At 70.4% G+C, this 25263-nt stretch carries 21 protein-coding genes; 5 read left to right on the top strand and 16 right to left on the bottom strand.

What is annotated here, in order from left to right; all coding sequences use genetic code 11:
• Window positions 1-205 precede the first annotated feature (205 nt).
• On the top strand, window positions 206-1063 hold the full coding sequence (locus AC067M_RS16190; RefSeq protein ID WP_478697633.1) for an SAM-dependent methyltransferase: 858 nt from the start codon (window positions 206-208) through the stop codon (window positions 1061-1063).
• 115 nt (window positions 1064-1178) lie between these two features.
• Here AC067M_RS16190 and ffh read toward each other — a convergent pair whose 3' ends face one another.
• From ffh to nsdA, 5 genes are all read right to left on the bottom strand, one after another.
• Window positions 1179-2732: a signal recognition particle protein gene (gene ffh, locus AC067M_RS16185; protein ID WP_478697632.1), complete on the bottom strand. Its 1554-nt coding sequence runs from the start codon at window positions 2730-2732 to the stop codon at window positions 1179-1181.
• 125 nt (window positions 2733-2857) lie between these two features.
• The gene (locus tag AC067M_RS16180) at window positions 2858-5308 is read right to left on the bottom strand and encodes a [protein-PII] uridylyltransferase (RefSeq protein ID WP_478697631.1); all 2451 of its coding nucleotides are present in this window, start codon (window positions 5306-5308) and stop codon (window positions 2858-2860) included.
• 36 nt (window positions 5309-5344) lie between these two features.
• Window positions 5345-5683, bottom strand: coding sequence for a P-II family nitrogen regulator (locus tag AC067M_RS16175; protein ID WP_030990174.1), 339 nt, complete (start codon window positions 5681-5683; stop codon window positions 5345-5347).
• Complete coding sequence (locus AC067M_RS16170; protein WP_478697630.1) at window positions 5680-7023, bottom strand: ammonium transporter; 1344 nt, start codon at window positions 7021-7023, stop codon at window positions 5680-5682. The genes AC067M_RS16175 and AC067M_RS16170 overlap by 4 nt, the downstream gene beginning before the upstream one ends.
• A 313-nt stretch (window positions 7024-7336) precedes the next feature.
• Window positions 7337-8815 carry a transcriptional repressor NsdA gene (gene nsdA / locus AC067M_RS16165; protein WP_478697629.1) on the bottom strand — a complete coding sequence of 493 codons (1479 nt, stop codon included), beginning with the start codon at window positions 8813-8815 and terminating at the stop codon, window positions 7337-7339.
• Window positions 8816-9260: 445 nt separating this feature from the next.
• On the opposite strand from nsdA, the gene AC067M_RS16160 reads away from it, so the two are divergent.
• Complete coding sequence (locus AC067M_RS16160) at window positions 9261-9926, top strand: bifunctional DNA primase/polymerase (protein ID WP_478697628.1); 666 nt, start codon at window positions 9261-9263, stop codon at window positions 9924-9926.
• 92 nt (window positions 9927-10018) lie between these two features.
• On the opposite strand, the gene ftsY is transcribed toward AC067M_RS16160, so the two are convergent.
• Complete coding sequence (ftsY, locus tag AC067M_RS16155) at window positions 10019-11224, bottom strand: signal recognition particle-docking protein FtsY (protein ID WP_478697627.1); 1206 nt, start codon at window positions 11222-11224, stop codon at window positions 10019-10021.
• A gap of 304 nt (window positions 11225-11528) precedes the next feature.
• On the opposite strand from ftsY, the gene AC067M_RS16150 reads away from it, so the two are divergent.
• Window positions 11529-12500 carry an LLM class flavin-dependent oxidoreductase gene (locus tag AC067M_RS16150; RefSeq protein WP_478697626.1) on the top strand — a complete coding sequence of 324 codons (972 nt, stop codon included), beginning with the start codon at window positions 11529-11531 and terminating at the stop codon, window positions 12498-12500.
• 85 nt (window positions 12501-12585) lie between these two features.
• On the opposite strand, the gene AC067M_RS16145 is transcribed toward AC067M_RS16150, so the two are convergent.
• The 4 genes from AC067M_RS16145 to AC067M_RS16130 form a co-directional block, all read right to left on the bottom strand.
• Window positions 12586-14004, bottom strand: a complete 1419-nt coding sequence (locus AC067M_RS16145; protein ID WP_478697625.1) for a sugar porter family MFS transporter — start codon at window positions 14002-14004, stop codon at window positions 12586-12588.
• 210 nt (window positions 14005-14214) lie between these two features.
• Entirely contained in the window at window positions 14215-17832 is a 3618-nt protein-coding gene (gene smc, locus AC067M_RS16140) for a chromosome segregation protein SMC (protein WP_478697624.1), read from the bottom strand.
• Between the two features lie 258 nt (window positions 17833-18090).
• Window positions 18091-18294 carry a hypothetical protein gene (locus AC067M_RS16135; RefSeq protein ID WP_478697623.1) on the bottom strand — a complete coding sequence of 68 codons (204 nt, stop codon included), beginning with the start codon at window positions 18292-18294 and terminating at the stop codon, window positions 18091-18093.
• A 381-nt stretch (window positions 18295-18675) separates the two neighbouring features.
• Window positions 18676-18957, bottom strand: coding sequence for an acylphosphatase (locus AC067M_RS16130; RefSeq protein ID WP_478697622.1), 282 nt, complete (start codon window positions 18955-18957; stop codon window positions 18676-18678).
• A gap of 168 nt (window positions 18958-19125) precedes the next feature.
• Between AC067M_RS16130 and AC067M_RS16125 the strand changes: the two genes are divergently transcribed.
• Both AC067M_RS16125 and AC067M_RS16120 read left to right on the top strand, forming a co-directional pair.
• Complete coding sequence (locus AC067M_RS16125) at window positions 19126-20226, top strand: CAP domain-containing protein (protein WP_478697621.1); 1101 nt, start codon at window positions 19126-19128, stop codon at window positions 20224-20226.
• An 85-nt stretch (window positions 20227-20311) separates the two neighbouring features.
• The gene (locus tag AC067M_RS16120; protein ID WP_478697620.1) at window positions 20312-20719 is read left to right on the top strand and encodes a winged helix-turn-helix transcriptional regulator; all 408 of its coding nucleotides are present in this window, start codon (window positions 20312-20314) and stop codon (window positions 20717-20719) included.
• On the opposite strand, the gene mutM is transcribed toward AC067M_RS16120, so the two are convergent.
• From mutM to coaD, 6 genes are all read right to left on the bottom strand, one after another.
• On the bottom strand, window positions 20692-21552 hold the full coding sequence (mutM, locus tag AC067M_RS16115) for a bifunctional DNA-formamidopyrimidine glycosylase/DNA-(apurinic or apyrimidinic site) lyase (protein WP_478697619.1): 861 nt from the start codon (window positions 21550-21552) through the stop codon (window positions 20692-20694). The two genes, AC067M_RS16120 and mutM, sit on opposite strands and share 28 nt — an antisense overlap.
• 135 nt (window positions 21553-21687) lie before the next feature.
• The gene (gene rnc, locus AC067M_RS16110; protein WP_478697618.1) at window positions 21688-22515 is read right to left on the bottom strand and encodes a ribonuclease III; all 828 of its coding nucleotides are present in this window, start codon (window positions 22513-22515) and stop codon (window positions 21688-21690) included.
• A 19-nt stretch (window positions 22516-22534) separates the two neighbouring features.
• Entirely contained in the window at window positions 22535-22708 is a 174-nt protein-coding gene (rpmF, locus tag AC067M_RS16105; protein ID WP_003951102.1) for a 50S ribosomal protein L32, read from the bottom strand.
• A gap of 2 nt (window positions 22709-22710) precedes the next feature.
• On the bottom strand, window positions 22711-23364 hold the full coding sequence (locus tag AC067M_RS16100; protein ID WP_478697617.1) for a YceD family protein: 654 nt from the start codon (window positions 23362-23364) through the stop codon (window positions 22711-22713).
• A 161-nt stretch (window positions 23365-23525) separates the two neighbouring features.
• Window positions 23526-24659 carry an ATP synthase F0 subunit B gene (locus AC067M_RS16095; RefSeq protein ID WP_478697616.1) on the bottom strand — a complete coding sequence of 378 codons (1134 nt, stop codon included), beginning with the start codon at window positions 24657-24659 and terminating at the stop codon, window positions 23526-23528.
• 99 nt (window positions 24660-24758) lie between these two features.
• Window positions 24759-25238: a pantetheine-phosphate adenylyltransferase gene (coaD, locus tag AC067M_RS16090; protein WP_478697767.1), complete on the bottom strand. Its 480-nt coding sequence runs from the start codon at window positions 25236-25238 to the stop codon at window positions 24759-24761.
• Window positions 25239-25263: the final 25 nt, after the last annotated feature.

Raw genomic sequence — 25263 nt, 5'->3', positions numbered from 1 at the left:
GGCGAGATGGTACGGGCCCACGTTGCCGGAATGTGAATTCTCGCCACAGGCGCCGAAAAGCCCCAAGCCGGACTCCACAACCCCTGGACGCCGCCGCGAGCCGGGAGTTTCCTGGCATACGGGGGAAGCGCGAGCGCGCACCACGGGGGCCTCGGACACGACGAGCACACATCTGGCAACTCTCGGCGGATTGGGGCGCTTTCATATGACACCTACGCTCGTGCGGCAGCACCTGCCCCACGCGGGATCCGAATCCCACGTGGACCGCGGTGCACGCGCGCGTGACTGGTCCGAGATTCAGGAGCGGATGCTGGTCCCGCTCTACGAGGCCGTCCACGAGCGACTCGAAGTGGGCCCGGCCACCCGGCTCCTGGGCCTCGGCTGCGGCTCGGGGCTCTCCTTGCTCATGGCGGCGTCCAGAGGCGCCGCCGTCACCGGTGTCGAATCCCGCTGTCCGGAGCGCCTGGCGCTGGCACGGGAGCGGCTGCTGCCGGAGTCATGGGGCACGCGCACGCGTGCGGCCACCCGGCTCATCGACGGCGGGCCCGCGGACGCGGCCGACGCGGAGACACCCCCGTACAACCTGGTGACCGCTTTCGAGCCCATCGGGTGCCTGGCGGGCGACTCGGAGGGGCTGAGCGAGCTCCTCACGGCGGCGGCGCCGCTCGCCGAGCGCGGGGCGCCCGTGGTGCTGGCCGGCTGGGGTCCGCCCGAGCGGTGCGACACGTCGTCCGTGCTGCGGGTGGCCACGAAGCTGGCCGATCCGATGCGCACCTCGGGCGGTTGGCGTCCCGCCCTGCGCGACGACCTGGAGGAGGTCGCCCAGCGGGCCGGTCTCAGGCCGGACGGCTCCGGACGGGTCTCCTGCCCCTTCGGCTACGCCGACCTCGACAGCGCGGTGCGCGGACTACTGTCGACGGGGCTGTTCGACGCGGCCATCGCCGCGACGGACCAGGGACAGGTCGACAAGGAGCTGACCGAGGCACTGCACCCGCACCAGCGTCCGGACGGGACGGTGTGGATGCCGAACGTGTTCCGGTACCTGGTGGCCCGGACGGCCTGACCTCGATCTGGCCGAAAAGCACCGGGGGCGCCCCTCTCACGAGGAGCGCCCCCAGCGACGTACGAGGTGACATGCGAGCGTACGAGGTGACGTACGCCGTGCCGTACGAGCCGCGTCAGCCCATGAACTTCTTGAACTCGTCCGGCAGTTCGAAGTCCTGGCCGGCCTGCTGGCCCGGCACGCCGAACGCATTGCCGCCCTGCGCGGCGGCGGCCCGGCGGGCGGCCTCCTCCTGCTCCTGCTGCTTGCGCTTCATCGGGTTGCCGGAGCGCTGCTTGCCCTTGGCCTTCTTCGGCTGCTTCTTGGTGCGGCCGGGGCCGCCGCCCATGCCCGGCATCCCCGGCATGCCCGGCATGCCGCCACCCTGGGCCATGCGGGACATCATCTTGCGGGCATCGAAGAACCGCTCGACGAGGTTCTTCACCGCGCTGACCTCGACACCGGAGCCCTTGGCGATGCGGGCGCGACGGGAGCCGTTGATGATCGTCGGCTCCTGGCGCTCGGCCGGGGTCATCGACTTGATGATCGCGGCCGTGCGGTCGACGTCCCGCTCGTCGAGGTTGTTGATCTGGTCCTTCATCTGCCCCATACCGGGCAGCATGCCGAGCAGCTTGGAGATGGAGCCCATCTTCCTGACCTGCTCCATCTGGGCCAGGAAGTCGTCGAGGGTGAAGTCCTGGCCCTTCTTGGAGGCCAGCTTCTCGGCCATCTTCTGGGCTTCGGCCTGGTCGAACGTCTTCTCCGCCTGCTCGATCAGGGTGAGCAGGTCACCCATGTCGAGAATGCGGGAGGCCATCCGGTCCGGGTGGAAGGCGTCGAAGTCCTCGAGCTTCTCACCGTTCGACGCGAACATGATCGGCTTGCCGGTGACCGAGGCGATGGAGAGAGCCGCACCACCGCGGGCGTCACCGTCGAGCTTGGACAGCACCACACCGTCGAAGCCGACACCGTCGCGGAACGCCTCGGCGGTGTTGACGGCGTCCTGACCGATCATCGCGTCGACGACGAAGAGGATCTCGTCGGGGCTGACGGCGTCGCGGATGTCCGCGGCCTGCTGCATCAGCTCCTGGTCGATACCGAGGCGGCCGGCGGTGTCCACGATCACGATGTCGTGGACCTTGGTCTTGGCGTGCTCGATGGAGTCCCTGGCGACCTGGACCGGGTTGCCCACGCCATTGCCCGGCTCGGGCGCGAAGACCGCGATACCGGCGCGCTCGGCGACGACGCTCAGCTGGTTGACGGCGTTGGGACGCTGGAGGTCGCACGCCACGAGCAGCGGTGAGTGCCCCTGCTCCTTGAGCCACCGGCCGAGCTTGCCCGCGAGGGTGGTCTTACCGGCACCCTGCAGACCGGCCAGCATGATCACGGTCGGCGGCTGCTTGGCGAACCTCAGGCGCCGGGTCTCGCCGCCGAGGATCGTGACGAGTTCCTCGTTGACGATCTTCAGGACCTGCTGGGCGGGGTTGAGCGCCCGCGAGACTTCGGCTCCGAGTGCGCGTTCCTTGACGTTCTTGATGAACGTGCGGACGACAGGCAGGGCGACGTCGGCTTCGAGGAGGGCGATGCGGATCTCGCGCGCCGTGGCGTCGATGTCCGCTTCGCTCAAGCGCCCCTTGCCGCGCAAGTTCTTGAAGGTCGCTGAGAGGCGATCGGAGAGAGTATCGAACACGGCGGCGTCGGTCCTCGGGGTCGGGGGCGGTCTGAGCGTCTTCCAGGGTATCTGGCCGCGCAAGACATTCGTCCCCGCCTGCCGCATTCAGCAGGCGGGGACGAACGCATGACATCACCACACGGTCACGCCCGCAACGTCTCCTCCAGCTTCCGGGCCAGCCCCGCCGCCTCGTCGGCCGGCAGCGGATCGCCCTTCGGGCCGGTGACGTAGAAGGCGTCGACCGCGTTGGCGCCCAGGGTGCTGACGTGGGCGCTGCGGACGTGGACGGCGGCGTCCTCCAGGGCACGGCCGATGCGGAAGAGCAGGCCGGGAGCGTCCTGCGCGCGGACCTCGATGACGGTGGCCAGGCGGGAGGCGGCGGAGGCGACCTTCACCTGGGCCGCGGGCGCCACGACGCCCCGGCGGCGCGGATACGCGGCGTCGCGTTCGGCGAGGCGGGTGGCGATGTCCAGGGAGCCGTCCAGGGCCCGAACCAGATCGGCGCGCAGCCGGGCGGCCTGGGGCAGGGAGCCGTACTCGGCGGCGACCCGCCAGTTCAGCAGCAGGACGGAGCCCTCGTCGACGCCGTCGGGCAGGCCGAGGGAGCGCAGTTCCGCGGTGCGGACGGTGAGGCGGTGCATGGCGAGGACGCCGGCGACCGCGGGCAGTACGCCCGGCTGGTCGGGTACGGCGATGAGCAGCTCCACGCCCAGCGGCTCGGGGTCGCCGGAGGGTTCCCCGTCGGAGGGCGGCTCGGTCTGCGCGCGCAGCGCCAGCACCGGACCGCCCGTGCGGTGCGCCTCCACGGCGAGCCGCTCCTGCTCGGCGGTGGGCGCGGCGCCCTCGGGCTCCTCGAGGTCGTCCCCGGCCAGCACGGCCGAGACCCGCTTGACGAGGTCGGCGACGAGGGAGCCCCGCCAGGACGACCAGGCGGCCGGGCCGGTCGCGAGCGCGTCCGCCTCGGTCAGCGCGTGCAGCAGTTCCAGCGTGCCCTGCGAGCCGACCGCGTCGGCGACGGAGCGGACGGTCGCCGGGTCCTCCAGGTCGCGCCGGGTGGCCGTCTCGACGAGCAGCAGATGATGGCGTACGAGCGAGGAGATCACCGTCACGTCGGCGCGGTCGAAGCCGATGCGGGTGGCCACGTCCTTGGCGATGATCTCGCCCGCGACGGAGTGGTCGCCTGGCCAGCCCTTGCCGATGTCGTGCAGCAGCGCGGCGACGAGCAGCAGGTCGGGGCGGCTGACGCGGCGGGTGAACTCGGAGGCGCGGACGGCGGTCTCGATGAGGTGCCGGTCGACGGTCCAGATGTGGACGGCGTTGCGCTGCGGGCGGCAGCGCACCCGCTCCCAGTCCGGCAGCAGGCGGGTGATCAGGCCTTCGGCCTCCAGTGCCTCCCACACGTCGATGGTGGGCTGCCCGGAGCCGAGCAGGGTGACGAGCTGTTCGCGTGCCTCGGCGGGCCAGGGCGTGGGAAGCGGGCGGGCGACGGCCGCCATGCGCCGCACGGCGTGCAGGGAGAGCGGCAGGCCGGCCTGTGCGGCGGCGGCCGCGGCACGCAGCGGAAGCACGGGGTCGCGTTCGGGGCGTGCGGCGCGCGCGAGCACCACCTCGCCGTCCTGCTCGACCACGCCCTCCGCGAGCGGTGACCGTTCGGGGGCCGGCTTCCCGGCGCCCAGCATGGCGCGCAGCCGCGGCCGTACGGCGCGCGACCGAAGCACGCGCCCCACTTCGCGCCAGGTGACATCGCTCGCATACGAGATGACCCGCGCCGCCTCGTACACCTGCCGCAGCAGCGTGTCGGCGTCGAGCATCCCGAGCTCGGCGGCGACCTGGTCCTGCTCCTGGAGCGCGAGCCGGTCGGTGGCCCGCCCGGTGGTGAGGTGGAGCGCGTCACGCACGTCGAGCAGGCGGCGCCGGGCGGCGTCGAGGCCCTCGCGCGGGGCGTCGGCCAGCCAGGAGGCGGCGACGGCGCGCAGCGCGGTGGCGTCCCTGAGCCCGCCCCGGGCCTCCTTCAGGTCCGGCTCGAGCAGGTACTGGAGCTCGCCCTGCCGTTCGGCGCGCTCGGCGCACAGCTCCTGGAGTTCGGGGAGGCGTTTGGGTGCCTGGTTGCGCCAGTCGGCGAGGACCGTCGTACGCAGGCCGGCCGTGAGGCCGAGGTCGCCGGCGAGGTGCCGGGCGTCGAGCAGGCCGAGTTGGACCTTGAGGTCCTCGCCCGCGGTCTTGCGGGCCTCCGCCGGGGTCCGCACGGAGTGGTCGAGGGCCAGGCCGAGGTCCCACACGGGGTACCAGAGGCGGTCGGCCAGGGCGGCGACGGCCTTGGGGTCCTGGCCGTCGTGCAGCAGGAGCAGGTCGAGGTCGCTGCGCGGGGACAGCTCGCCCCGGCCGTAGCCGCCGACCGCGACCAGGGAGACACCGCGCAGTTCCTCGCTGCCCGCGTCGAAGAGGCCCAAGAGCCATTCGTCGGTCAGTTCGGCGAGGGCAGCACGGCGCGGCGGCCCGGACCGCGCCCCCTCCTGGAGGAGGCGCAGCCGGGCCGCCGCGTAGCCGCTGGGTCCCGAGTCCTCTGCTTCCGTGCGCATCTCCGTGCTCGACACCCAGCGACTCCTGCCTGTATTCAGGTGGTTCTTCTTTTACAGCGCGTCCGGACCGCGCTCGCCGGTGCGGACCCGGACGGCCGTCTCGACCGGCAGGGACCAGACCTTGCCGTCACCGATCTTGCCGGTGCGGGCGGCCTTGACGATGACCTCGATCAGCTGCTCGGCGTCGTCGTCCTCGGCCAGGACCTCGATGCGGATCTTGGGGACCAGGTCGACCGTGTACTCGGCACCACGGTAGACCTCGGTGTGGCCCCTCTGACGACCGTAGCCGCTCGCCTCGGTGACCGTCAGACCGTGTACCCCGAAGGCCTGGAGGGCCTCCTTGATCTCGTCGAGCCGGTGGGGCTTCACGACGGCGGTGATGAGCTTCATGCGTCCACCTTCTTGCTCGCGGCGTCGGCGACCGGGGGCGCGACGGCACTGGTACGGGCGGCGCCGCCGCCGGCACCGCTGAAGTCGTATGCGGTCTCGGCGTGCTCGGCCTGGTCGATGCCGGTCACTTCCTCGTCCTCCGTGACACGCATGCCGATCGTCTTGTCGAGGAGGAAGGCGAGGATCGCGGAGGCCACGAGCGAGTAGGCGAGGACCGCGAAGACACCGGCGCACTGCTTCCAGAACTGGGTCAGGCCGCCGCCGTAGAAGAGGCCCTCGACCGTGGACTGGCCGTGGCCGCTGGCGAAGAGGCCGATCAGCAGGGAGCCGATGACACCGCCGACGAGGTGGACGCCGACGACGTCGAGGGAGTCGTCGTAGCCGAACTTGTACTTCAGGCCGACGGCCATGGCGCACAGGACACCGGCGATGGCGCCGACGGCGATCGCGCCGAGCGGGGAGACCGCGCCGCCGGACGGGGTGATGGCGACCAGACCGGCGACCGCGCCGGAGGCGGCGCCCAGCGTGGTGAACGCGCCGTGGCGGATCTTCTCGTAGATGAGCCAGGCCAGCATGGCGGCGGCGGTGGCGACCTGCGTGTTGACGAACATCAGCGCGCCGACGCCGTCGTCGTTGCCGAGCCACGAGCCTGCGTTGAAGCCGAACCAGCCGAACCACAGCAGACCGGCGCCGAGCATGACCAGCGGGAGGCTGTGCGGGCGCATCGGGTCCTTCTTGAAGCCGACGCGCTTGCCGATGACCAGGATCACGCCGAGGGCCGCGGCACCGGCGTTGATGTGGACCGCCGTACCACCGGCGAAGTCGATCACGCCCAGCTCGAAGGCCCAGCCGCCGGCCCCCCAGACCCAGTGCGCCACCGGGAAGTAGACGACCGTGGCCCACAGGGCGACGAACAGGGCCCACGCGGTGAACTTCACGCGGTCCGCGAGAGCGCCGCTTATCAGGGCGGGAGTGATGATGGCGAACATCATCTGGAAGATCATGAAGACGAAGATCGGGATGGTGTAGCCGTCCCACAGCTGGGTCAGGCCGATGTTGCTGAGGCCGAGCCAGTCGGAGTTCCAGCCGATGACGCTGCCGGAGTCCGTACCGAAGGCCATGGAGAAGCCGTACAGCACCCAGAGGATGGTGACGATCCCGATGCTGATGAAGCTCATCATCAGCATGTTCAGCGTGCTTTTGACCCGGACCATGCCTCCGTAGAAGAAGGCCAGACCCGGAGTCATGATCAGCACCAGGGCGGAACAGATGAGCATGAAGCCCGTGTTGGCGGCAGACAGCTTGGGTGCTTCTGCGGCGAGCGTGATGGCTGGTGCCATCGGCGTCTCCTCGTCGTTGGTACGGCCCCGTGCGGGCGAAGCCTGAGCGGATTGAGGGGTGGGCCGGTTATGCGCCATGAGATTGGCGCAGCGCGGTTTCGGTGGAAGCCCCTCGTTGTTTCGCCGCCGTGACGAAGGCGCCGTGTGTGTTACGCGTCGATGAACTGCCGGATGGGCGCCGCGTGGATCGTTATCGTGGCGCAACCTTCTTTCGAAGGATCGAAAACCGGCCGCGGTCGGCCTCCGACGACCTGGCATGGGGGAGCCGAGTCGGGCAGTTCGGGAGGGCCGGCCGCGGCCGGGGTTCAGGGGTTCAGACGGCTGCTTCGGCCGCCTCGGGAAGCTCGGTCGCGAGCCGCTCGGTGAGGTCCACGACCTCGGTGAGGTCCCCGAAGTCGCGTACAGCGGTGTCCACGGTCTTTCGGATACGGGTGTTGACGCGCTCGGAGCGCACCTTCTTGGCGATCTGCATGGCCAGCACGGCCGGTCCGGTGCTCTGCTCGGGCTCGCGCTGGAGCAGGTGGACCGTGGCCATCCCGATCAGGTTCAGTGCGTACGACCGCTGGTGCTCGGAGTCCTCGGCGAACAGCTCGACGGCCCGCCGCATGAGGGGCTCGGCAAGGGAGGCGTAGGTGGGGCTGCGGCCGGCGACATAGGCGAGGTCGCGGAAGGAGTGGCTGTTCTCGCCGTGCAGCTCGGCCTCGGAGAAGAAGCGGATCCAGTCAGGGTCCGGCTCGTCCCAGTCGTCGGTGTCGGCGAAGGAGTCCTCCGCCATCCGCACGGCCCGCTTGCACCGTCCGGGCTGCCCCATGTTGGCGTAGGCGCGGGCCTCCATCGCATACAGCATCGACTGGGTGCGCGGGCTCGCGCAGTCACGGCTTCCGTACTGTGCGAGGTGGATCAGTTCCAGGGCGTCCTCGGGCCGGCCGAGGTGGATCATCTGGCGGCTCATGCTGGACAGGACGTAGGAGCCGAGCGGCTTGTCGCCGGCTTCCTTGGCGGCGTGCAGGGCCAGGACGAAGTACTTCTGCGCGGTGGGCTGCAGCCCCACGTCGTAACTCATCCAGCCGGCCAGTTCGGCGAGCTCGGCGGCGACCTTGAACAGCTTCTTGGTGGTGGCCTCGGGCTGGGGCTCCTGGAGGAGGTCGGTGACCTCGTGCAGCTGCCCGACGACGGCCTTGCGGCGCAGGCCGCCGCCGCACTGGGCGTCCCACTGCCGGAACATCGCGGTGGTGGACTCCAGCAGCTCCAGTTCGGGCTTGGAGAGCCGGCCGCGCGCCCGGCTGCTGGGGATCGACTCGGCTTCCGTGCGCGGGGCGGGCGGCGTGGGGACGAGCCAGCGCTGCATGGGCTCGATGAGGGACGGGCCCGCGGACAGGGCCAGCGAGCTCCCGAGGAAGCCGCGCCGCGCCAGCATCAGGTCGCTGCGTGAGAACTCGCCGAGCAGGGCCACAGTCTGCGGGCCCGTCCAGGGCAGGTCCACGCCGGACACGGACGGTGACTGGCGGACTGCGCGCAGACCGAGGTCCTCGACGGAGACGACGCAGCCGAACCGCTCGGAGAACAGCTCGGACAGGATCCTGGGAATGGGCTCGCGGGGGTTCTCGCCATCGAGCCAGCGGCGCACGCGCGAGGTGTCCGTGGAGATGTGGTTGGCCCCCAACTGGCGGGCCCGGCGGTTGACCTGGCGCGCGAGCTCGCCCTTGGACCAGCCGCTGCGCACGAACCACGACCCGAGCAGCTCGTTGGGGCGCTTGTCAGCGTTCATCCCACCTCCGCCGTTGCCGCCCACTGGAACGCCCCCATCCCTGAGACCACTTGTCGCCGAGTGCGCCAAGCCCTATCAGAATGCCGCCAATCGCCGCCTCCCGTACGACGGTTGCCACCCTTCGAACGGGAGTCGCCTTTGCCTCCGGCATACTCACCTGTGCATGTGCCCCAGGGCTCGCACACTCAAAGTAATCCCACGATCACGCATCCAGCCATGGCGAACAGGGAAACGCCACCATTCGCCACCCCTTCGAATGAACTAACGGTCGTCCACTCGCGATTGACTTGACTGACGACAGTTGAGAGCGAGCGGAACGATGCACACGGGGGCGCGTGTTGACGGCCGCACCACCCTGCGCGCTTCCAAGCGCCGGTTCCACGACCGCCGAACGCGGAAGTTGATAACGCAAAGTAACACTACGGGCGCTTCTCGTAACCATCGGTGCGTCGGACCCGTTGGAGGGGGCATGGGCTTCACGATCGGCAGCAGCCGGGGGATGCGCGACTTCCGGTCCACTTCACGCCGCCGCGGCCGCTCGTCCGAGTGCACGGCCGTGGCCGAGTTCACCGGCCTGTGGGGCTGGGACGTCGTACCGGGCGCGCGGGCCGCCGCGGGCGCGTGCTCCTGCGGTCGCTCCGGCTGCCGGGCGCCGGGCGCTCATCCGCTCGACTTCGCTCCGGAGATCCCCGCGGGGGCGACGCTGGACGAGGTGACCGAGGCGTGGGGCGAGGTCCCGGGGGCGGCGGTGATGCTGCCGGTCGGGCGCGCGTTCGACGTGATCGAGGTGGCCGAAGCCGCCGGCCGCCGGGCACTGGTCCGGCTGGAGCGCATGGGCCTCCCCCTGGGCCCGGTGACCGTGACCCCCGAGGGCCGCGCCCACTTCTTCGTCGCCCCCGGCGCGGCCGCGGACCTGACCGCACTTCTCTACCGCATGGGCTGGGACGACCCGTCCTCTCTGGACCTGCGCGGTCTCGGCCCCGGTACGCACATCACGGTGCCCCCCTCCGACCGCGGCGGCCACGGCCCGGTCCGCTGGCTGCGCCCACCCGAGCTGGACACGGCCATGAAACCACCGGCGGCCCGACTGCTGCTGGGCACACTGGCGTACGTGGCCCACCGCTCGCGCGCGTAGGGCTGTCCGGCTACACCGCTCAGGCGCACACAGCGAAGCGCCCGTCCCCCCACTGCTTCTCGGGAACGGGCGCTTCCTTGCGGGGACGGGCTTCACTCACCGATCAGCGCGTCCACGAACGCCTCCGGCTCGAAGGGCGCCAGGTCGTCCGCGCCCTCACCGAGTCCGACCAGCTTGACCGGCACGCCCAGCTCGCGCTGGACCGCGACGACGATGCCGCCCTTGGCCGTACCGTCCAGCTTGGTCAGCACGATGCCGGTGATGTCGACGACCTCGGCGAACACCCGGGCCTGGACGAGACCGTTCTGCCCGGTGGTGGCGTCGAGGACGAGCAGCACCTCGTCGAGCGGGGCGTGCTTCTCGACGACACGCTTGACCTTGCCGAGCTCGTCCATGAGCCCGGTCTTGGTGTGCAGGCGGCCCGCGGTGTCGATGAGGACGACGTCGACCCCCATCTCCTTGCCCTCCTTGACCGCGTCGAAGGCGACGGAGGCGGGGTCGCCGGCCTCCGGCCCGCGCACGGTGTGGGCGCCGACACGCTCACCCCAGGTCTGCAGCTGGTCGGCGGCGGCGGCACGGAAGGTGTCGGCGGCACCGAGGACGACGGTACGGCCGTCCGCCACGAGCACGCGCGCGAGCTTGCCGGTGGTGGTGGTCTTGCCGGTGCCGTTGACGCCGACGACCATCACGATGCCCGGCTTGCGGTCCGCGGGCTCGGTCTTCACCGTGCGGTCGAAATCGGTGCCGACCAGCTTGAGCAGCTCCTCGCGCAGCAGGCCGCGCAGCTCCTCCGGGGTGCGGGTGCCCAGCACCTTCACCCGCGCGCGCAGCCCCTCGACCAGCTCCTGGGTGGGCTGGACGCCGACGTCGGCGGTGAGGAGGGTGTCCTCGATCTCCTCCCAGGTGTCCTCGTCGAGGTGCTCGCGCGAGAGCAGCGTGAGCAGCCCCTTGCCGAGGGCGTTCTGGGAGCGGGAAAGGCGGGCGCGCAGGCGTACCAGGCGCCCCTCGGTGGGCTCCGGGATCTCGATCTCGGGAGCCTCGACGACGGGTGGCTCCTCGACGGCGACGCCGGTCGAGCCGCCGTCCGGAAGATCCACCTCCTCTATCGTGCGGCGCGGTTCGTCGCGCGGTGTCTCGGCTTCGTCGCCGACGTGCGGTTCGGCGGGAGGCGCGGTGATGTCGGGTGCGGCGGGCGGCGGCGGGGGCAGCGGCTTCTTGCGCCGACTGCCGATGATGAGCCCGCCGATGGCGCCGAGCACGACCACGGCGATGATTACAGCAAGGATGACGATGTCCATAACGGCTCCAGTATGGCGTGACCTCCCGCTCGGACCTTCGTTGTCCACGCGGGCCTCAGGCCCCGCCGGGCCGGGCTGGCCCGCCCGCTCGGCTTCAAGTCGGCCGGGAAGCCCCTCAGGGGCGGAGTCACAACCCGTCCAGTATCAGCATCGGCGGCGGGTCGGGCCGCAAAAGCGGACCCAGGGTGTGTCACGGTCCATGCCGTGGGCCGCGACGCACCCTCACAAGACTCCAGGATGACACCTCTGGCTACCTGACGGCCCGTCAGCTACCGTCCCCCTCCACACACGAAGGGGGCCCGCCATGCCCGTCACGGTCGTCCGTTTCAATCTCGTCGAGCCCGGCGCCACGCCCGCCTCGCTGAGCGCCCGCTACCGCGCGGCCCTGGAGATGGCGGCGTACGCCGACGAGCACGGGGTCGCCACCGTGCAGACCGAGGAGCACCACGGGGCCGCCAACAACTGGCTGCCCTCGCCGTTCGTCTTCGCGGGCGCGGTGCTCGGCGCGACCCGGCGCCTGGCGGTCACCGTCTCTGCGGTCATCGGCCCGTTGCACGACCCGCTGCGGCTGGCGGAGGACATGGCCGTGCTCGACCTGCTGAGCGGCGGCCGGCTCGTCACGGTCGCCGGCATCGGCTACCGGCGCGAGGAGTACGACCACTTCGGCGTGGACTTCGAGCAGCGCGGGCGGCTCCAGGACGAGCTGCTGGAGACGGTGCTGAAGGCGTGGACCGGCGAGGAGTTCACCTACCGGGGCCGTACCGTACGGGTCACCCCGCGCCCCTGCTCGGACCCGCACCCCCTGCTGCTGGTCGGCGGCTCCTCCCGGGCCGCCGCCCGCCGGGCCGCGCGGCTCGGCCTGCCCTTCTTCCCCAGCGCGCACCTGCCGGAACTGGAGGCGTACTACAAGGAGCGGCTCGTGGAGTACGGCACCGAGGGCTGGACGATGATGCCGAGTGCCGAGACCCCGCTGCTGCATCTGGCCGAGGATCCGGAGCGGACGTGGGCGCGGTACGGCGAGCACTTCCTCCATGAGGCGCGGACCTACGCCTCCTGGCAGTCCGGCACGGTCCGCTCGGCCGTGAAGTCGGCGGCCACGAGCGTGGCGGAGCTGCGCGCCGAGGGCGTGTACCGGGTGCTGACGCCGGACGCGTGCGTGGCGCTGGGCCTGGACAGTCTCGTCCTGCATCCGCTGGTCGGCGGGATGCCGCTGGAGGAGGGGTGGCGCAGCCTGCGCCTGTTCTGCGAAGACGTACTGCCCCGGCTCGGGGGGTGAGCCGGGGCAGTACGTCTGACGGACACGGGGAGAGGGGCAGCGGGGACTTGGCCCTTCTCCCCGAACTCAGGGGGCGGACTGAGGGTCAGCCCATCTCCTCCAGCGCCTTGCCCTTGGTCTCCTTGACGAACTTCAGGACGAACGGGACGGAGAGCGCGGCGAACACGGTGTAGATCACGTAGGTCGCGGACAGGTTCCAGTCGGCCAGCGACGGGAAGCTCGCGGTGATGGCCCAGTTGGCGATCCACTGCGCGGCGGCGGCCACGCCCAGGGCTGCGGCGCGGATCCGGTTCGGGAACATCTCGCCGAGCATGACCCAGACGACCACACCCCAGGACAGGGCGAAGAAGAGGACGAAGACATGCGCGGCGATCAGGGCGGTCCAGCCCTGCGCGCTGGGCAGCTTGCCGCCGACCAGGTCGTACGAGAACGCCCAGGCCTCCAGTGCCAGGCCTACGACCATGCCGACCGAGCCGATGATGGCGAGCGGACGGCGGCCGACGCGGTCGACGAAGATCATCGCGATCACGGTGCCGACGATGTTGATGATCGACGTCGTGAAGGAGTAGAAGAACGAGTCCGTCGGGTCGACGCCGACCGACTGCCACAGCGTCGAGGAGTAGTAGAACGCCACGTTGATGCCGACGAACTGCTGGAAGACGGACAGGCCGATGCCGACCCAGACGATCGGCTTGAAGAAGAAGCCGCCGCCGAGCAGGTCCTTGAAGGTGGACTTGTGCTCGCTCTTCATGGCGAGTTCGATCTCGGCGACCCGGGCGTCCAGGTCGACCTGATTGCCCTCGACCTCTTCGAGGATCTCGCGGGCGCGCTCGCGCTTGCCGACGGAGATCAGGAAGCGGGGGGACTCGGGGATGGCGAAGGAGAGCAGGCCGTAGAGGACGGCCGGGACGACCATGACGCCGAGCATGACCTGCCAGGCCTCCAGGCCCATGAGCCTGCCGCGCTGGTCGCCGCCGGCGGCGTTCAGCAGACCCCAGTTGACCAGCTGCGAGATGGCGATGCCGACGACGATCGCGGCCTGCTGGAAGGAGCCGAGACGGCCGCGGTAGGCGGGCGGGGCGACCTCGGCGATGTAGGCCGGGCCGATGACCGAGGCCATGCCGATGGCGAAGCCACCGACGACGCGCCAGAAGGCGAGGTCCCACAGCGCGAAGGGCAGCGCCGAGCCGACGGCGCTGACGGTGAACAGTACGGCGGCGATCTGCATGCACCGGATGCGACCGATGCGGTCGGCTATGCGGCCGGCGGTCGCGGCGCCGATGGCGCAGCCGATCAGGGCGATGGCGATGACCTGGGCCAGTGCCGCGGAGCCGACGTCGTACCGGTCACGGATCGCCTCGACCGCGCCGTTGATCACGGAGCTGTCGTAGCCGAAGAGGAAGCCGCCCATCGCGGCCGCCGCCGCGATGAAGATGACGTGCCCGAGATGATCGGGATGAGCCGTCCTGGCTCCTGACTTGGGTGCCTGCGCTGTGCTGGTCACGTGTGTACTCCTCGGGCCACCGGCAACGCTGCCGGGTGGGGGCGACCCTTCTGGTAGGTGGTACCTGAAGGTAAAAGTAACGCTGCAGAGACTATGCCTTCAAGTTTCGAAGTCAAGAGGGCCTGAATGTGAGATACGAGGCCGTAATCGGGGGGGCGTGAAGCCGCACGTGAAGGGAATGTGTTCAAGCCTTGAAGAGTTGAGGGCCAGTCAGTGCAGACGCTGGCTGATGACCTTCGACACGCCGTCGCCCTGCATCGACACGCCGTAGAGGGCGTCAGCGACCTCCATCGTCCGCTTCTGGTGCGTGATGACGATGAGCTGGGACGCTTCCTGGAGCTCCTGCATGATGCGGATCAGCCGCTGGAGGTTGGTGTCGTCGAGGGCGGCCTCCACCTCGTCCATGACGTAGAACGGGCTGGGGCGCGCCTTGAAGATCGACACCAGCAGGGCGACCGCGGTCAGTGACCGCTCGCCGCCCGAGAGCAGGCTGAGCCGCTTGACCTTCTTGCCCGGCGGCCGTGCCTCGACGTCCACGCCCGTGGTGAGCATGTTGTCGGGGTCGGTCAGGATGAGACGCCCGTCACCACCCGGGAACAGCCGGCTGAAGACGCCTTCGAACTCCCGGGCGGTGTCCCGGTAGGCCTCGGTGAAGACCTGTTCGACGCGCTCGTCCACCTCCTTGACGACCTGGAGCAGGTCGGCACGCGTCTTCTTCAGGTCCTCCAGCTGCTCGCTGAGGAACTGGTGGCGCTCCTCCAGCGCCGCGAACTCCTCCAGTGCCAGCGGGTTCACCTTGCCCAGCTGCTGGTACGCCCGTTCGGCGGCCTTCAGCCGCTTCTCCTGCTCGGCCCGCACGAACGGCCTGGGCTGGTTGCGCGGGTGCCCCGGGTCCTCCGGCAGCTGCTCCCCCTCGGCGGGGGGCGAGGGCGGCACCAGGTGGTGCGGGCCGTACTCCGACACGAGTCCCGCCGGTTCCACACCGAGTTCCTCCAACGCCTTCGTCTCCAGCTGCTCGATCCGCAGCCGTTTCTCGGCGCCGAGTACCTCGCCCCGGTGGACTGAATCCGTCAACTTGTCGAGCTCCGCCTTGAGATCGCGTCCGGCTCCTCGGGCGGCGGTGAGTTCCTGCTCCCGCCGGGCCTTCGCGGCCTCGGCCGCGGCCCGCTCCTCCTCGGCTCGCCCGACCGACACCTCGACGTGTGCGAGCAGTTGCCGGGCACCGGAGGCCACGGCCTCGGCGACGGCCGCCTCGTGCCGGAGGCGTGCCCGCCGCTGCTCGGCACGCGCGCGTGCCTCGCGTTCCGCGCGGGCGCCCCGGTCCAGCGAGTCGGCCCGCCCGGCAAGTCCCTTGACCCGTTCCTCGTGAGTACGGACCTGGAGGCGCGCCTCCATCTCGGTCTGGCGCGCGTTGGCCCCGTCGGCGGCGAGCCGGTCCCGTACCGAGGTGTCGGGCTCCTCCTCGACCGGCATCTCCTCGGCGACGGCGAGCCGTTCCGCCAGCTCCTCGACCTCCTGGAGTGCCTTGTCCAGCGCCTCCTGCGCCCGCGCGGCCGCCGACGCCGACCGCTCCGCCTCACCTGCGGCACCGCGCGCCTGCCCGGACAGCCGCCCGAGCTGCTGGGCGACCGCCGACTTCTCCCGGTCGGCGGCCCGGCGCCGCTCCCCCAGCTCCTCCACGAGCACGGCACACTCCTTGCGCCGCTCACCGGCCGCGTGCTGTGCCTGCGTCAACTCCTCGCACCGCACCGCCAGCTCCTCCAGCTCGGCGGCGGCCTCGTCCACGGACGCCTGCACCTCGAGCAGGCTGGGCGCGCCGGACCCGCCGTGCGCGAAGTGCGCCCCCAGCAGGTCGCCTTCGGCTGTGACGGCCGTGAGGTCGGGGCGGGCGTGGACCAGATCCACGGCGTCCTCGAGGGTGCCGACGACGACGATGTCCCGCAGGAGGCGTCGAACGGCGGGCAGGAGGTCGGCGGGGCCGCGGACGAGGTCGGCGGCGTGGCGCTCCGCCGGGGATGACGTCGGAGGGGGCGCCGTGCGAGGCCGTCGGTCGTCTGCGGCTTCGTCGTGGCTGGTCGCGCCGTTCCCCGCGCCACTGAGGGGCGCTGTATCCCCCGCCAGCAGCAGTGCCGCACGCCCCGCGTCCTGCTTGCGCAGCAGGCGGATCGCGTCGGCCGCTGCGGACGGGGATGTCACCGCGATCGCGTCGGCCGCCGCGCCGAAGGCGGCCGCCAGCGGGATCTCGAACCCGGATGCCACCGTCAGCAGCTCCGCCGCCGGGCCGAGCAGACCGCTCAGACGATCCTTCGCCTCGAGGAGCGCGCCCGTCCCGTCCTTGCGTCGCAGGCCCAACGCCAGGGTCTCGTGGCGGGCCTGGGTCGCGGCGCGTTTGCGTTCCGTCGCGGTGGCCGCCTCGCGGGCGGCGGTCAGGGCGGTCTCCGCCTCTGCCAGGTGCCGCTTGGCCACCTCGTGCTGTTCGGCGAGTTCCGCGTCACCGGCGTCGAGGCCGTCGACCTCCGCCTTCAGGGCCTCGTACTCCTCCTGTGCCCGGACGGCGCGTTCCTGTGCCTCGTCGCGGGCGGCGGCGAGGCGGTCGATCTCGGCCTGGGCGGACGCGGCGCGGGAGCGGGCCGCGTTGACCTGGCCGTTGAGCCGGGCCAGGCCTTCACGGCGATCGGCGATGGCGCGGGCGACGTCCTTCAGGCGGCGTTCCTCGAGGGCCAGTTCGCGTTCCAGGTCGGCGCGGTGGGCGACCGTGTCCTCCAGGGCCCGCTCGGCCGCCTCCAAAGCCGCCTCAAGTTCCGCCTCCTGCTCCCGGATGCGGGCGGCCTCGCGCTCCATGTCCTCGGGGTCACGGCCGCGCCGCTCCTCGGGCGGCACGGAGGTGGCGCTCTTCACGCGCGCGTCGGCCAGCGAGATCGTGCCGCGCACCCGCTCGGCGAGCTGGGACAGCTCGTACCAGGTCTGCTGGGCGCGCTGGAGGCGCGGGGTGAGCTGCCGCACCTCGTCCTCCAGGAGGGCCTCGCGCTGGAGCGCCTTGCGCAGTTCCTCCTCGGCCGCCTCCTTGCGTTGCTTGAGCGCGGCCTCGTCGGCGACCTCGGTCTGCAGCGCCTCCCGCAGCCGTACGAGATCGTCGGCGAGCAGGCGCAGGCGCGCGTCGCGCAGGTCGGCCTGGATGACGGCGGCGCGGCGGGCGACCGCGGCCTGGCGGCCGAGTGGTTTGAGCTGGCGGCGGAGCTCGTCCGTCAGGTCCTGCACGCGCGCGAGGTTGGCCTGCATCGCGTCCAGCTTCCGCAGCGCCTTCTCCTTGCGCTTGCGGTGCTTGAGGACGCCCGCCGCCTCCTCGATGAAGGCGCGACGGCCCATGGGGTCGGCGTGCAGGACGGAGTCGAGCTGGCCCTGTCCGACGATGACATGCATCTCGCGGCCGATGCCGGAGTCGGACAGCAGTTCCTGGATGTCGAGGAGACGGCAGGTGTCGCCGTTGATCTGGTACTCGCTGCCGCCGTTGCGGAACATGATCCGCGTGATGGTGACCTCGGCGTACTCGATGGGCAGGGCCCCGTCGGAGTTGTCGATGGTCAGGGAGACCTCGGCGCGGCCCAGCGGCGGACGGCCGGTGGTGCCGGCGAAGATGACGTCCTCCATCTTGCCGCCGCGCAGCGACTTGGCACCCTGCTCGCCCATGACCCAGCTGAGCGCGTCCACCACATTGGACTTGCCCGAGCCGTTCGGACCGACGACACATGTGATGCCCGGCTCGAACCGGAGCGTGGTCGCCGAGGCGAACGACTTGAAGCCGCGGAGGGTCAGGGCCTTGAGGTGCACGCCGCCGGACTTTACCCCCCGGTGTTGTCTCACTCCATGAACGCGCGGTTTCGCCCATGAACGCGCAGGGCACACCAAACGTTAAAGACAGTGAAAGGATGCGCGGGGAAAGCACCCGAAGGACACAAAAGCGGCACACCGGGGGCGACGGGGGAAAGAAAGAAGGGACGCCGAAGCGTCCCTTGCAAACTCTGACAACTTAGCGGTTGATACGGGCAGCCCAACCACTGCGTGTGCTGTTGTGGAGCGATGCAGCGATCAGGTGAGCACAGGCTCCGCCTGGTGTGCGTCGATGCTCTCCATGATCCTGTCGTGAGAAGCGGCAGCCGTCAGCGCGTCGTTTTCCGCCTGGATCCGTACGAGCTCGGATTCCAGGTCTTGTACACGCTGCTGGAGCCGTCGCATCTCGGCGAGGAGTCGAGGGTCGGAGCCGCCGACGTAACCGAGAAGCGCCTTTGCCATGATGGATGGTCCTCCACACTGAGTGACCGACCGAAGCGGTGTGGGTCGTGAGGGATTCGCACCCGCGGTGCTTGACACTCTTGAGTTCTTGCTGCCGTTCATCCATGCCAAACAGCTAAGGTGCGCGGGGTGCTTTCAGCGTCTCACCAAAAAGTTTGACGGTCAACACGATCACGCCCCGTATTGGCGGGCATCCCGGGGGCACGCGGCCTTGAACGGCGACGCGGCGACTCCTGCGGGCCCCTCGGGGCGTGGCGATCATCCTTGCGTGCGGAGCCTGCCATCGCAAGCGTTTCTTGGCAACCACCTGCTCCTTTCCGCTTGGGGCATGTGCCCGTGGCATGCCCCTCCGCTTCCGCCGAGGCCGGTTCACGGCACGGGTCAGCGGATGGCGAAGCCGTCGTAGCCCCCGCGCGGTGTGTCCCAGATCTCGGTGACTCCGTCCACGCGCCCGGGCGTGTCGTCACTCTGGAGCCACTGCAGGAGCCCCTCACACCCCTCGTGTGCCCCCTCGGCCACCACTTGCACCCGACCGTCGGCCAAATTGAGAGCAAAACCACTCAGCCCGCCGATCTCGAGCGCCTTGGCCCGTGTGAACCAGCGGAAACCCACACCTTGGACGCGTCCCCTCACCCAGGCGACCAGCCGTACATCCTCGCTCATGGGTGAAACCTAACCGGCCAAAGTCACTCGGGACACTTCCGCCCCGAGCGCCATGCGGTACCGTCCCCACCCAACGAATCTCATATGAAACTCACTCGATCAGGTGAGTCAGGCTGACCACAAGATCGTATGGGTGGGGTTGACCGCTAGGACGAGGAAGGCCAGGACATGGGACGCCACCGACGCCACGCCGCCGGCCGCGCCGCCACAGGCCGCGCCACGGGGGTCACAGAGGCCGACGGCTCCTCCACGGGAGGCCTCGGCCGGCAGGACGCGTACGAGGGCGAGCACGCCACGATGGGCATCGCGCCCTATCTGCGCCCCGAGGAATACGCCGAGACCTACACGAAGAGCCACGACTACCTCTTCGCGACCGACGACGACTACGCCCACTCCGCCGGCACCACCGCCGCCTTCCCGGCGGACGGCTACGTGCCCTCCGGCGGCAGCGCGCGCAACCGACGCCGGAAGCGGAAGGCCGCCACCCCGGTCCGCGCCGGCCTGCTCGGCGTCTCCGCCGCGGTCGCCCTCGGCACCGTCGCGGTCGCCTCGGGCGTGGTGCCCGGTCTGGAGAGCTACAAGCTCGGCGGCGGCAGTGCCGGTGAGGCGACGCAGGCCGTCGACACGCCCAGCAACTCCGACGTCCAGCAGGGTGGCGCCTCGGGCCCCGCCTCCACCTCCGAGGACAGCCGCAGCGGCGGTACGGCGACCAGCCGCGACGCGGAGCGGTCCGCCTCGCCCTCCCCCTCGACCTCGTCCTCCACCCCGTCGGCGACGCCGACCGAGAAGCCGACCGAGAAGCCGACGACGGCGACGCCGTCGAAGAAGCCGCGGCCCACACCGTCAGGCAAGGCGCCGCAGCGCAGCAGCACTCCCGGGACGATCTCCGCGGAGGCCGCCGTCGAGGCGGAGGTGCTCAAGCTGGTCAACGAGGAGCGGGCGAAGGTGGGCTGCAGCGCCGTGGCCGCCAACAGCTCGCTCACCGAGCTGGCCGAGGCCTTCAGCGACGACATGGCCGCGCGGGGCTTCTTCGACCACACCGACCCGGACGGGGCCTCCCCCTGGGACCGGGCCGCGAAGGCCGGCATAACCAGCCTCGGCGGCGAGAACATAGCCCGGGGCCAGGCCGACGCGGCAGCGGTCATGGATGCCTGGATGAACAGCCCCGGCCACCGCGCCAACATATTGAACTGCGACTTCAAGACGTTGGGCGTCGGTGTGCACTACGGGTCCGGCGGCCCTTGGTGGACGCAGGACTTCGGCTACTGATCAACGCCTGCCGAGAAAGCAGCCAGCACTAACTTATGGTTAGTGCAACCTGTTGGGTAGCGCTGCCTTCGAGTACGCTTCAAACATGAACATCACTCAGCGCGCGGACGAGACGGAGGGCCAGGACCTCCCCTTCAACGTCTTCGCCAAGGCATGCCCCTCGCGCGGCACGCTGGAGCACATCACGGGGCGCTGGGGCGGTCTCACCCTCGGCGCGCTGTACGAGGGCTCCCTCCGCTTCAACGAGCTGCGCCGCCGCGTCGACGGCGTCAGCGAGAAGATGCTGTCCCAGACCCTGCACGCGCTGGAGCGCGACGGCCTGGTGCACCGCGAGGCCCAGCCGACCAACCCACCCCGGGTCGACTATGAGCTGACCCCGCTGGGACACGAGGTGGCCGAGCGCCTGCTGTCCCTCATCCACTTCGTCGAGGGCAACATGGAGGAGGTCCTCCGGTCGCGCCTGCGCTACGACGAGACGCGCGGCGCCCGCTGACACCTCGGGCAGAAGTAACTGGACCGGTTCATCCAGGGGCGTCGGCGCATCGGCGTGGCGCACCTCTTGCAGGGCAGCCCCTCGCGGCCGTACGCGTCCAGGGACCGGTCGAAGTAGCCCGACTCACCGTTGACGTTGACGTACAGGCTGTCGAAGCTCGTGCCGCCGACGGCGAGGGCCGCGGTCATCACGTCCCGTACGTGGCCGAGGAGTTCGGCCGTGCGGGGGCGGGTGAAGCCGGCGGTCGGGCGTTCGTAGTGGAGGCGGGCGCGCCAAAGGGCCTCGTCCGCGTAGATGTTGCCGACACCGCTGATCAACGACTGGTCGAGCAGCGCCCGTTTGATGGTGCTGCGCTTGCGGCGCAGTGCCTGGTGGAACTCCTCGTCGTCGAAGAGCGGGTCGAGGGGGTCTCGGGCGATGTGCGCGATCACGTCGGGCAGACCGTCGGGGGTGTTGTCGTGCAACGACAGGCCACCGAAGGTGCGTTGGTCGACGAAGCGGAGCTCGGTGGCCTGGGCGTCGGCGAACCGGACGCGGATGCGCAGGTGCTTCTCGTCGGGTGACCCCTGCGGCTGCACCAGCAGCTGACCGCTCATCCCGAGGTGCGCCAGGACCGACTGGTTCGTGTCCTCCAGCGGCAGCCACAGGTACTTGCCGCGACGGCTCGGAATGCCGACGCGGTGGGCCTTGAGGCGGTGCGCGAAGTCGTCGGCGCCGGCGATGTGCCGACGTACCGCGCGCGGGTGCAGGACCTCGGCGTCGGCGACGACCCGGTGCGCGACCCACCGCTCCAGACCACGCCGGACGACCTCGACCTCGGGCAGTTCGGGCACGGGGCTCCTTCGACAGGTGTGCGGGCAACCGCAGCGTAACGCGCCTGCCACGGCGACCGTCAGCCGGTCACGATCCGAGCGCCCGCCCCCCGACGTGGGGACGGGCGCTCGGTTCGCGCTGTTCGTCTGTGCAGCTCAGGAGTGCTGAGTGCCGACTGCGTGTGATGCGGAGGCGGACTCGGGGTCCAGGGTGCCGTCGGCCGGCTGGGCGGCCTGAGCCGTCTTCGCCGCCTTGGCTCGCTCGTCCGCGGCGGCGCGGATGGAGCGCCACGCGGACTCGGCGGCCTGTTGCTCCGCCTCCTTCTTGCTGCGGCCGGTGCCGGTGCCGTACGAGACGCCTCCGACGCGGGCGGCAGCAGTGAAGGTCTTCTCGTGGTCGGGGCCGGTCTCCGTGACCAGGTACTCGGGCACGCCGAGCCCTTCGGTCGCGGTGAGCTCCTGGAGACTGGTCTTCCAGTCCAGGCCGGCACCGAGGTTCGAGGACTTCTCGATCAGCGGGTCGAACAGGCGGTGCACCAGTTCGGAGGCCGCGTCGAGGCCCTGGTCGAGATAGACCGCGCCGATCACCGCTTCAAGGGTGTCGGCGAGGATGGATGCCTTGTCCCGGCCGCCCGTGCCCTCTTCACCGCGGCCGAGCCGGATGAAGGAGCCCAGGTCGAGGCCGCGGCCGACCTCCGCCAGCGCACGCGAGTTGACCACCGCGGCCCGAAGCTTGGCCAGCTGGCCTTCGGGCAGATCGGGGTGGGTGCGGTACAGCGTGTCCGTGACGACGAGGCCGAGCACGGAGTCCCCGAGGAACTCCAGCCGCTCGTTCGTCGGCAGACCGCCGTTCTCGTACGCGTACGAACGGTGGGTCAGCGCACGCACCAGAAGGGCGGACTCGAGCTTGTACCCGAGCCGCCCTTCCAGAAGCGTGTGGGACGAGGCCGTGTTGTCCGCAGAGTTTTTCTTCGGCGTGGACACAGTGCCTCTCACCAGCCGCTCAGACCTCGAGGACCTGGCGCTTGTTGTAGGTGCCGCAAGACGGGCACGCGATGTGCTGCTGCTTGGGCTCGTGGCAGCGCTCGCACGCAACCAGGGTGGGGACCGCAGCCTTCCACTGCGACCGGCGGTGGCGCGTGTTGCTGCGCGACATCTTCCGCTTCGGAACAGCCACGGCTACTTCTCCTGCTTCTCGTCGGCGCGTGCTGATCGAGGCGCGCCGCCGCTCATCTCGTCCTTCTCGCCGTCCGTCATGGTTTCGGCGAGTCCCTGCAGTGCCGCCCAACGGATGTCGACGGCGTCATGGTGGTGGTCCGGGTCGTCCGCCAGGCGCGCACCGCACTCGGCGCACAGACCTGGGCAGTCTTCCTGGCACACCGGCTGCATCGGCAGTGCGAGCACCACCGCGTCACGCAGCACGGGTTCGAGGTCGAACAGTCCGTCCTCGATAAAGAGCCTGTCCTCGTCTTCCTCGGCGTCGTCGGCCGGTTCCGCCTTCACGCGGCCACGGTCGTCGGCGTCAGGGTACGAGAACATCTCCTGGAAGTCCGCTTCGAGTTCGAGCTCGAGCGGCTCCAGACACCTTACGCACTCCCCCTCGGCCTGTGCACGGGCGGTGCCTGTGACAAGCACCCCTTCCATGACCGACTCGAGCCGGAGTTCGAGCTCGACCGGGGCGCCTTCCGGCACTCCGATGACTCCCTGGATACCGAAGTCCTTGGGAGCGTCGATCGTGCGGGTCAGGCGCTGCAGCGCACCAGGACGCCGCCCCAGCTCGTGTGTGTCGAACACGAGAGGGTTGCGGTGGTCGAGGCGGGCGTTCAGGGCCATTCCTGCTTTCGATCTTTCGAGCTCGGGGGTGCCGCCCTCGGTGTTCCTGGGCAGCGTCGATCGCGGGCGTATACGAAGTCAGCGAAGCGCACACGCGACCGAAGAGCCAGGATACTGGACCTTTCGCTCACAGCCCAATCCAGTGCCTGGCACTTCCGTCGTCACAGGCCGCGGCCCTGTTCGTAGGCCCGCAGCTGCTCCGCGCTGATCATGCCGGTGTCGAAGAGGCTCGTCTCGTCGAGGGCGTAATCCTGCTGGGCTTGTTGGGCCTGCTGATCCTGCTGGGGCTGCTGTGCGCTCTGGTGAGGGTCGTACGCGGCCTGCTGGGTGTCGTAGCCCTGGAAGGGGGCGCCTCCCGCCGGAGCGTAGCCGGAGGTGACGGCGTAGGGGTCAGCCTGCTGGTAGCCGTACGGGTCCGCCTGCTGACCGTAGCCCTGCTGCTGGTAGCCGCCGTAGGGGTCGGTCTGCTGGACGGGGGCACCGCCGGCCGGAGCGTAGCCGGAGGTGGGGGAATATGCCGGCTGCTGGTCGTACTGCCGCTGTGCCTGCTGCTCGGCCGCGGCCGTGGTGTCAGCCTCCGCGAGCGCGGCGAGGTCGGCCAGGTAGTCGGCGTCGCTGGAGTGCTGGACGGTCGTGAGGTCGTCGGCGAGGGCGCCGAGGTCGTCGGTGGCGATGCGTCCGTGCAGCTTCTGGCGGCCGCGGCCGACGGCCTCCAGGGTCTTGGCGAGGACCGCCTCGAAGGCACCGAGCTTGACGTCGACGTACTCGTCGGCGGTACGGCGCAGGGTCTCCGGGTCGTGGCTGCGCTCGGGGGCGTCCTCGTCCTCGTAGCCCCGCTCGTCGACGCCCGGGCCGGTGCCGAGGAGCTTCTCGCGGCCGCGGCCGACGGAGCCGAGGGTCTTGGTGAGGACGACCTCGAAGTTGGCGAGCTTGGAGTCGACGTACTCGTCGGCCTCGGCCCGGACCTCCTCGGCCTCCTTGCGGGCCTCGGCGAGGATGCGGTCGGCCTCGGCCTGGGAGCGGCGGGCGACCTCGGTGTCGGAGATCAGGGAGCCGCGCTCGGCGTGGGCGGTCTCGATGATCCGCTCGGCCTCCTGGCGGGCCTGCTCGACCATCTGCTCGCGGCCGCCGATCAGCTCCTGGGCCTGGGCGAGGGAGTCGGGCAGCGCCGCACGCACCTCTTCCAGCATCGAGAGCAGGTCGGCGCGGTTGACCACGCACGAGGCCGACATGGGCATGGACCGGGCGCCTGAGACCGCGGCGACGATCTCGTCGAGCTTCTTCTGCACGTCCACCGTGTGCTCGCCACTCTCTACAGATGCGTTGGAGACGGACGGGACGACTGTACGGCCATGAGGTGGCCGCCGGACACCGGGTGACGGGCCGTCAGCGGGTCAGTCCCGCCGCAGGCGCCGGGTGAGCGCCTCCAGGACCAGGGGCGGCACCAGGTGGGAGACGTCTCCGCCCCAGGTCGCGACCTCCTTGACCAGGGAGGACGACATGAAGCTGTAGGTGGGATTGGTGGGCACGAAGAGGGTCTCCACGCCCGAGAGGCCGTTGTTCATCTGGGCCATCTGCAGCTCGTAGTCGAAGTCGCTGACCGCGCGCAGACCCTTGACGATGGCGGGGATGTCCCGCAACTTGCAGAAGTCGACGAGGAGACCGTGGAAGGCCTCGACCCGGACGTTGCCGTACTCGGCGGTGACCTGGCGGATCAGGTCGATCCGCTCGTCGATCTCGAAGAGGCTCTTCTTGGACTTGTTGATCATCACCGCGACGTAGACCTCGTCATACAGGCGGGAGGCGCGGGAAATGATGTCCAGGTGTCCGTTGTGGATGGGGTCGAACGACCCGGGACAGACGGCGCGGCGCACTTGTGATCCCTCGCTCTCCGGTCCG

Source organism: Streptomyces sp. NPDC043427, from assembly GCF_056436655.1.
The sequence above is the reverse complement of the archived record's forward strand: the minus strand, read 5'-3'. Positions and strand labels throughout refer to the sequence as shown.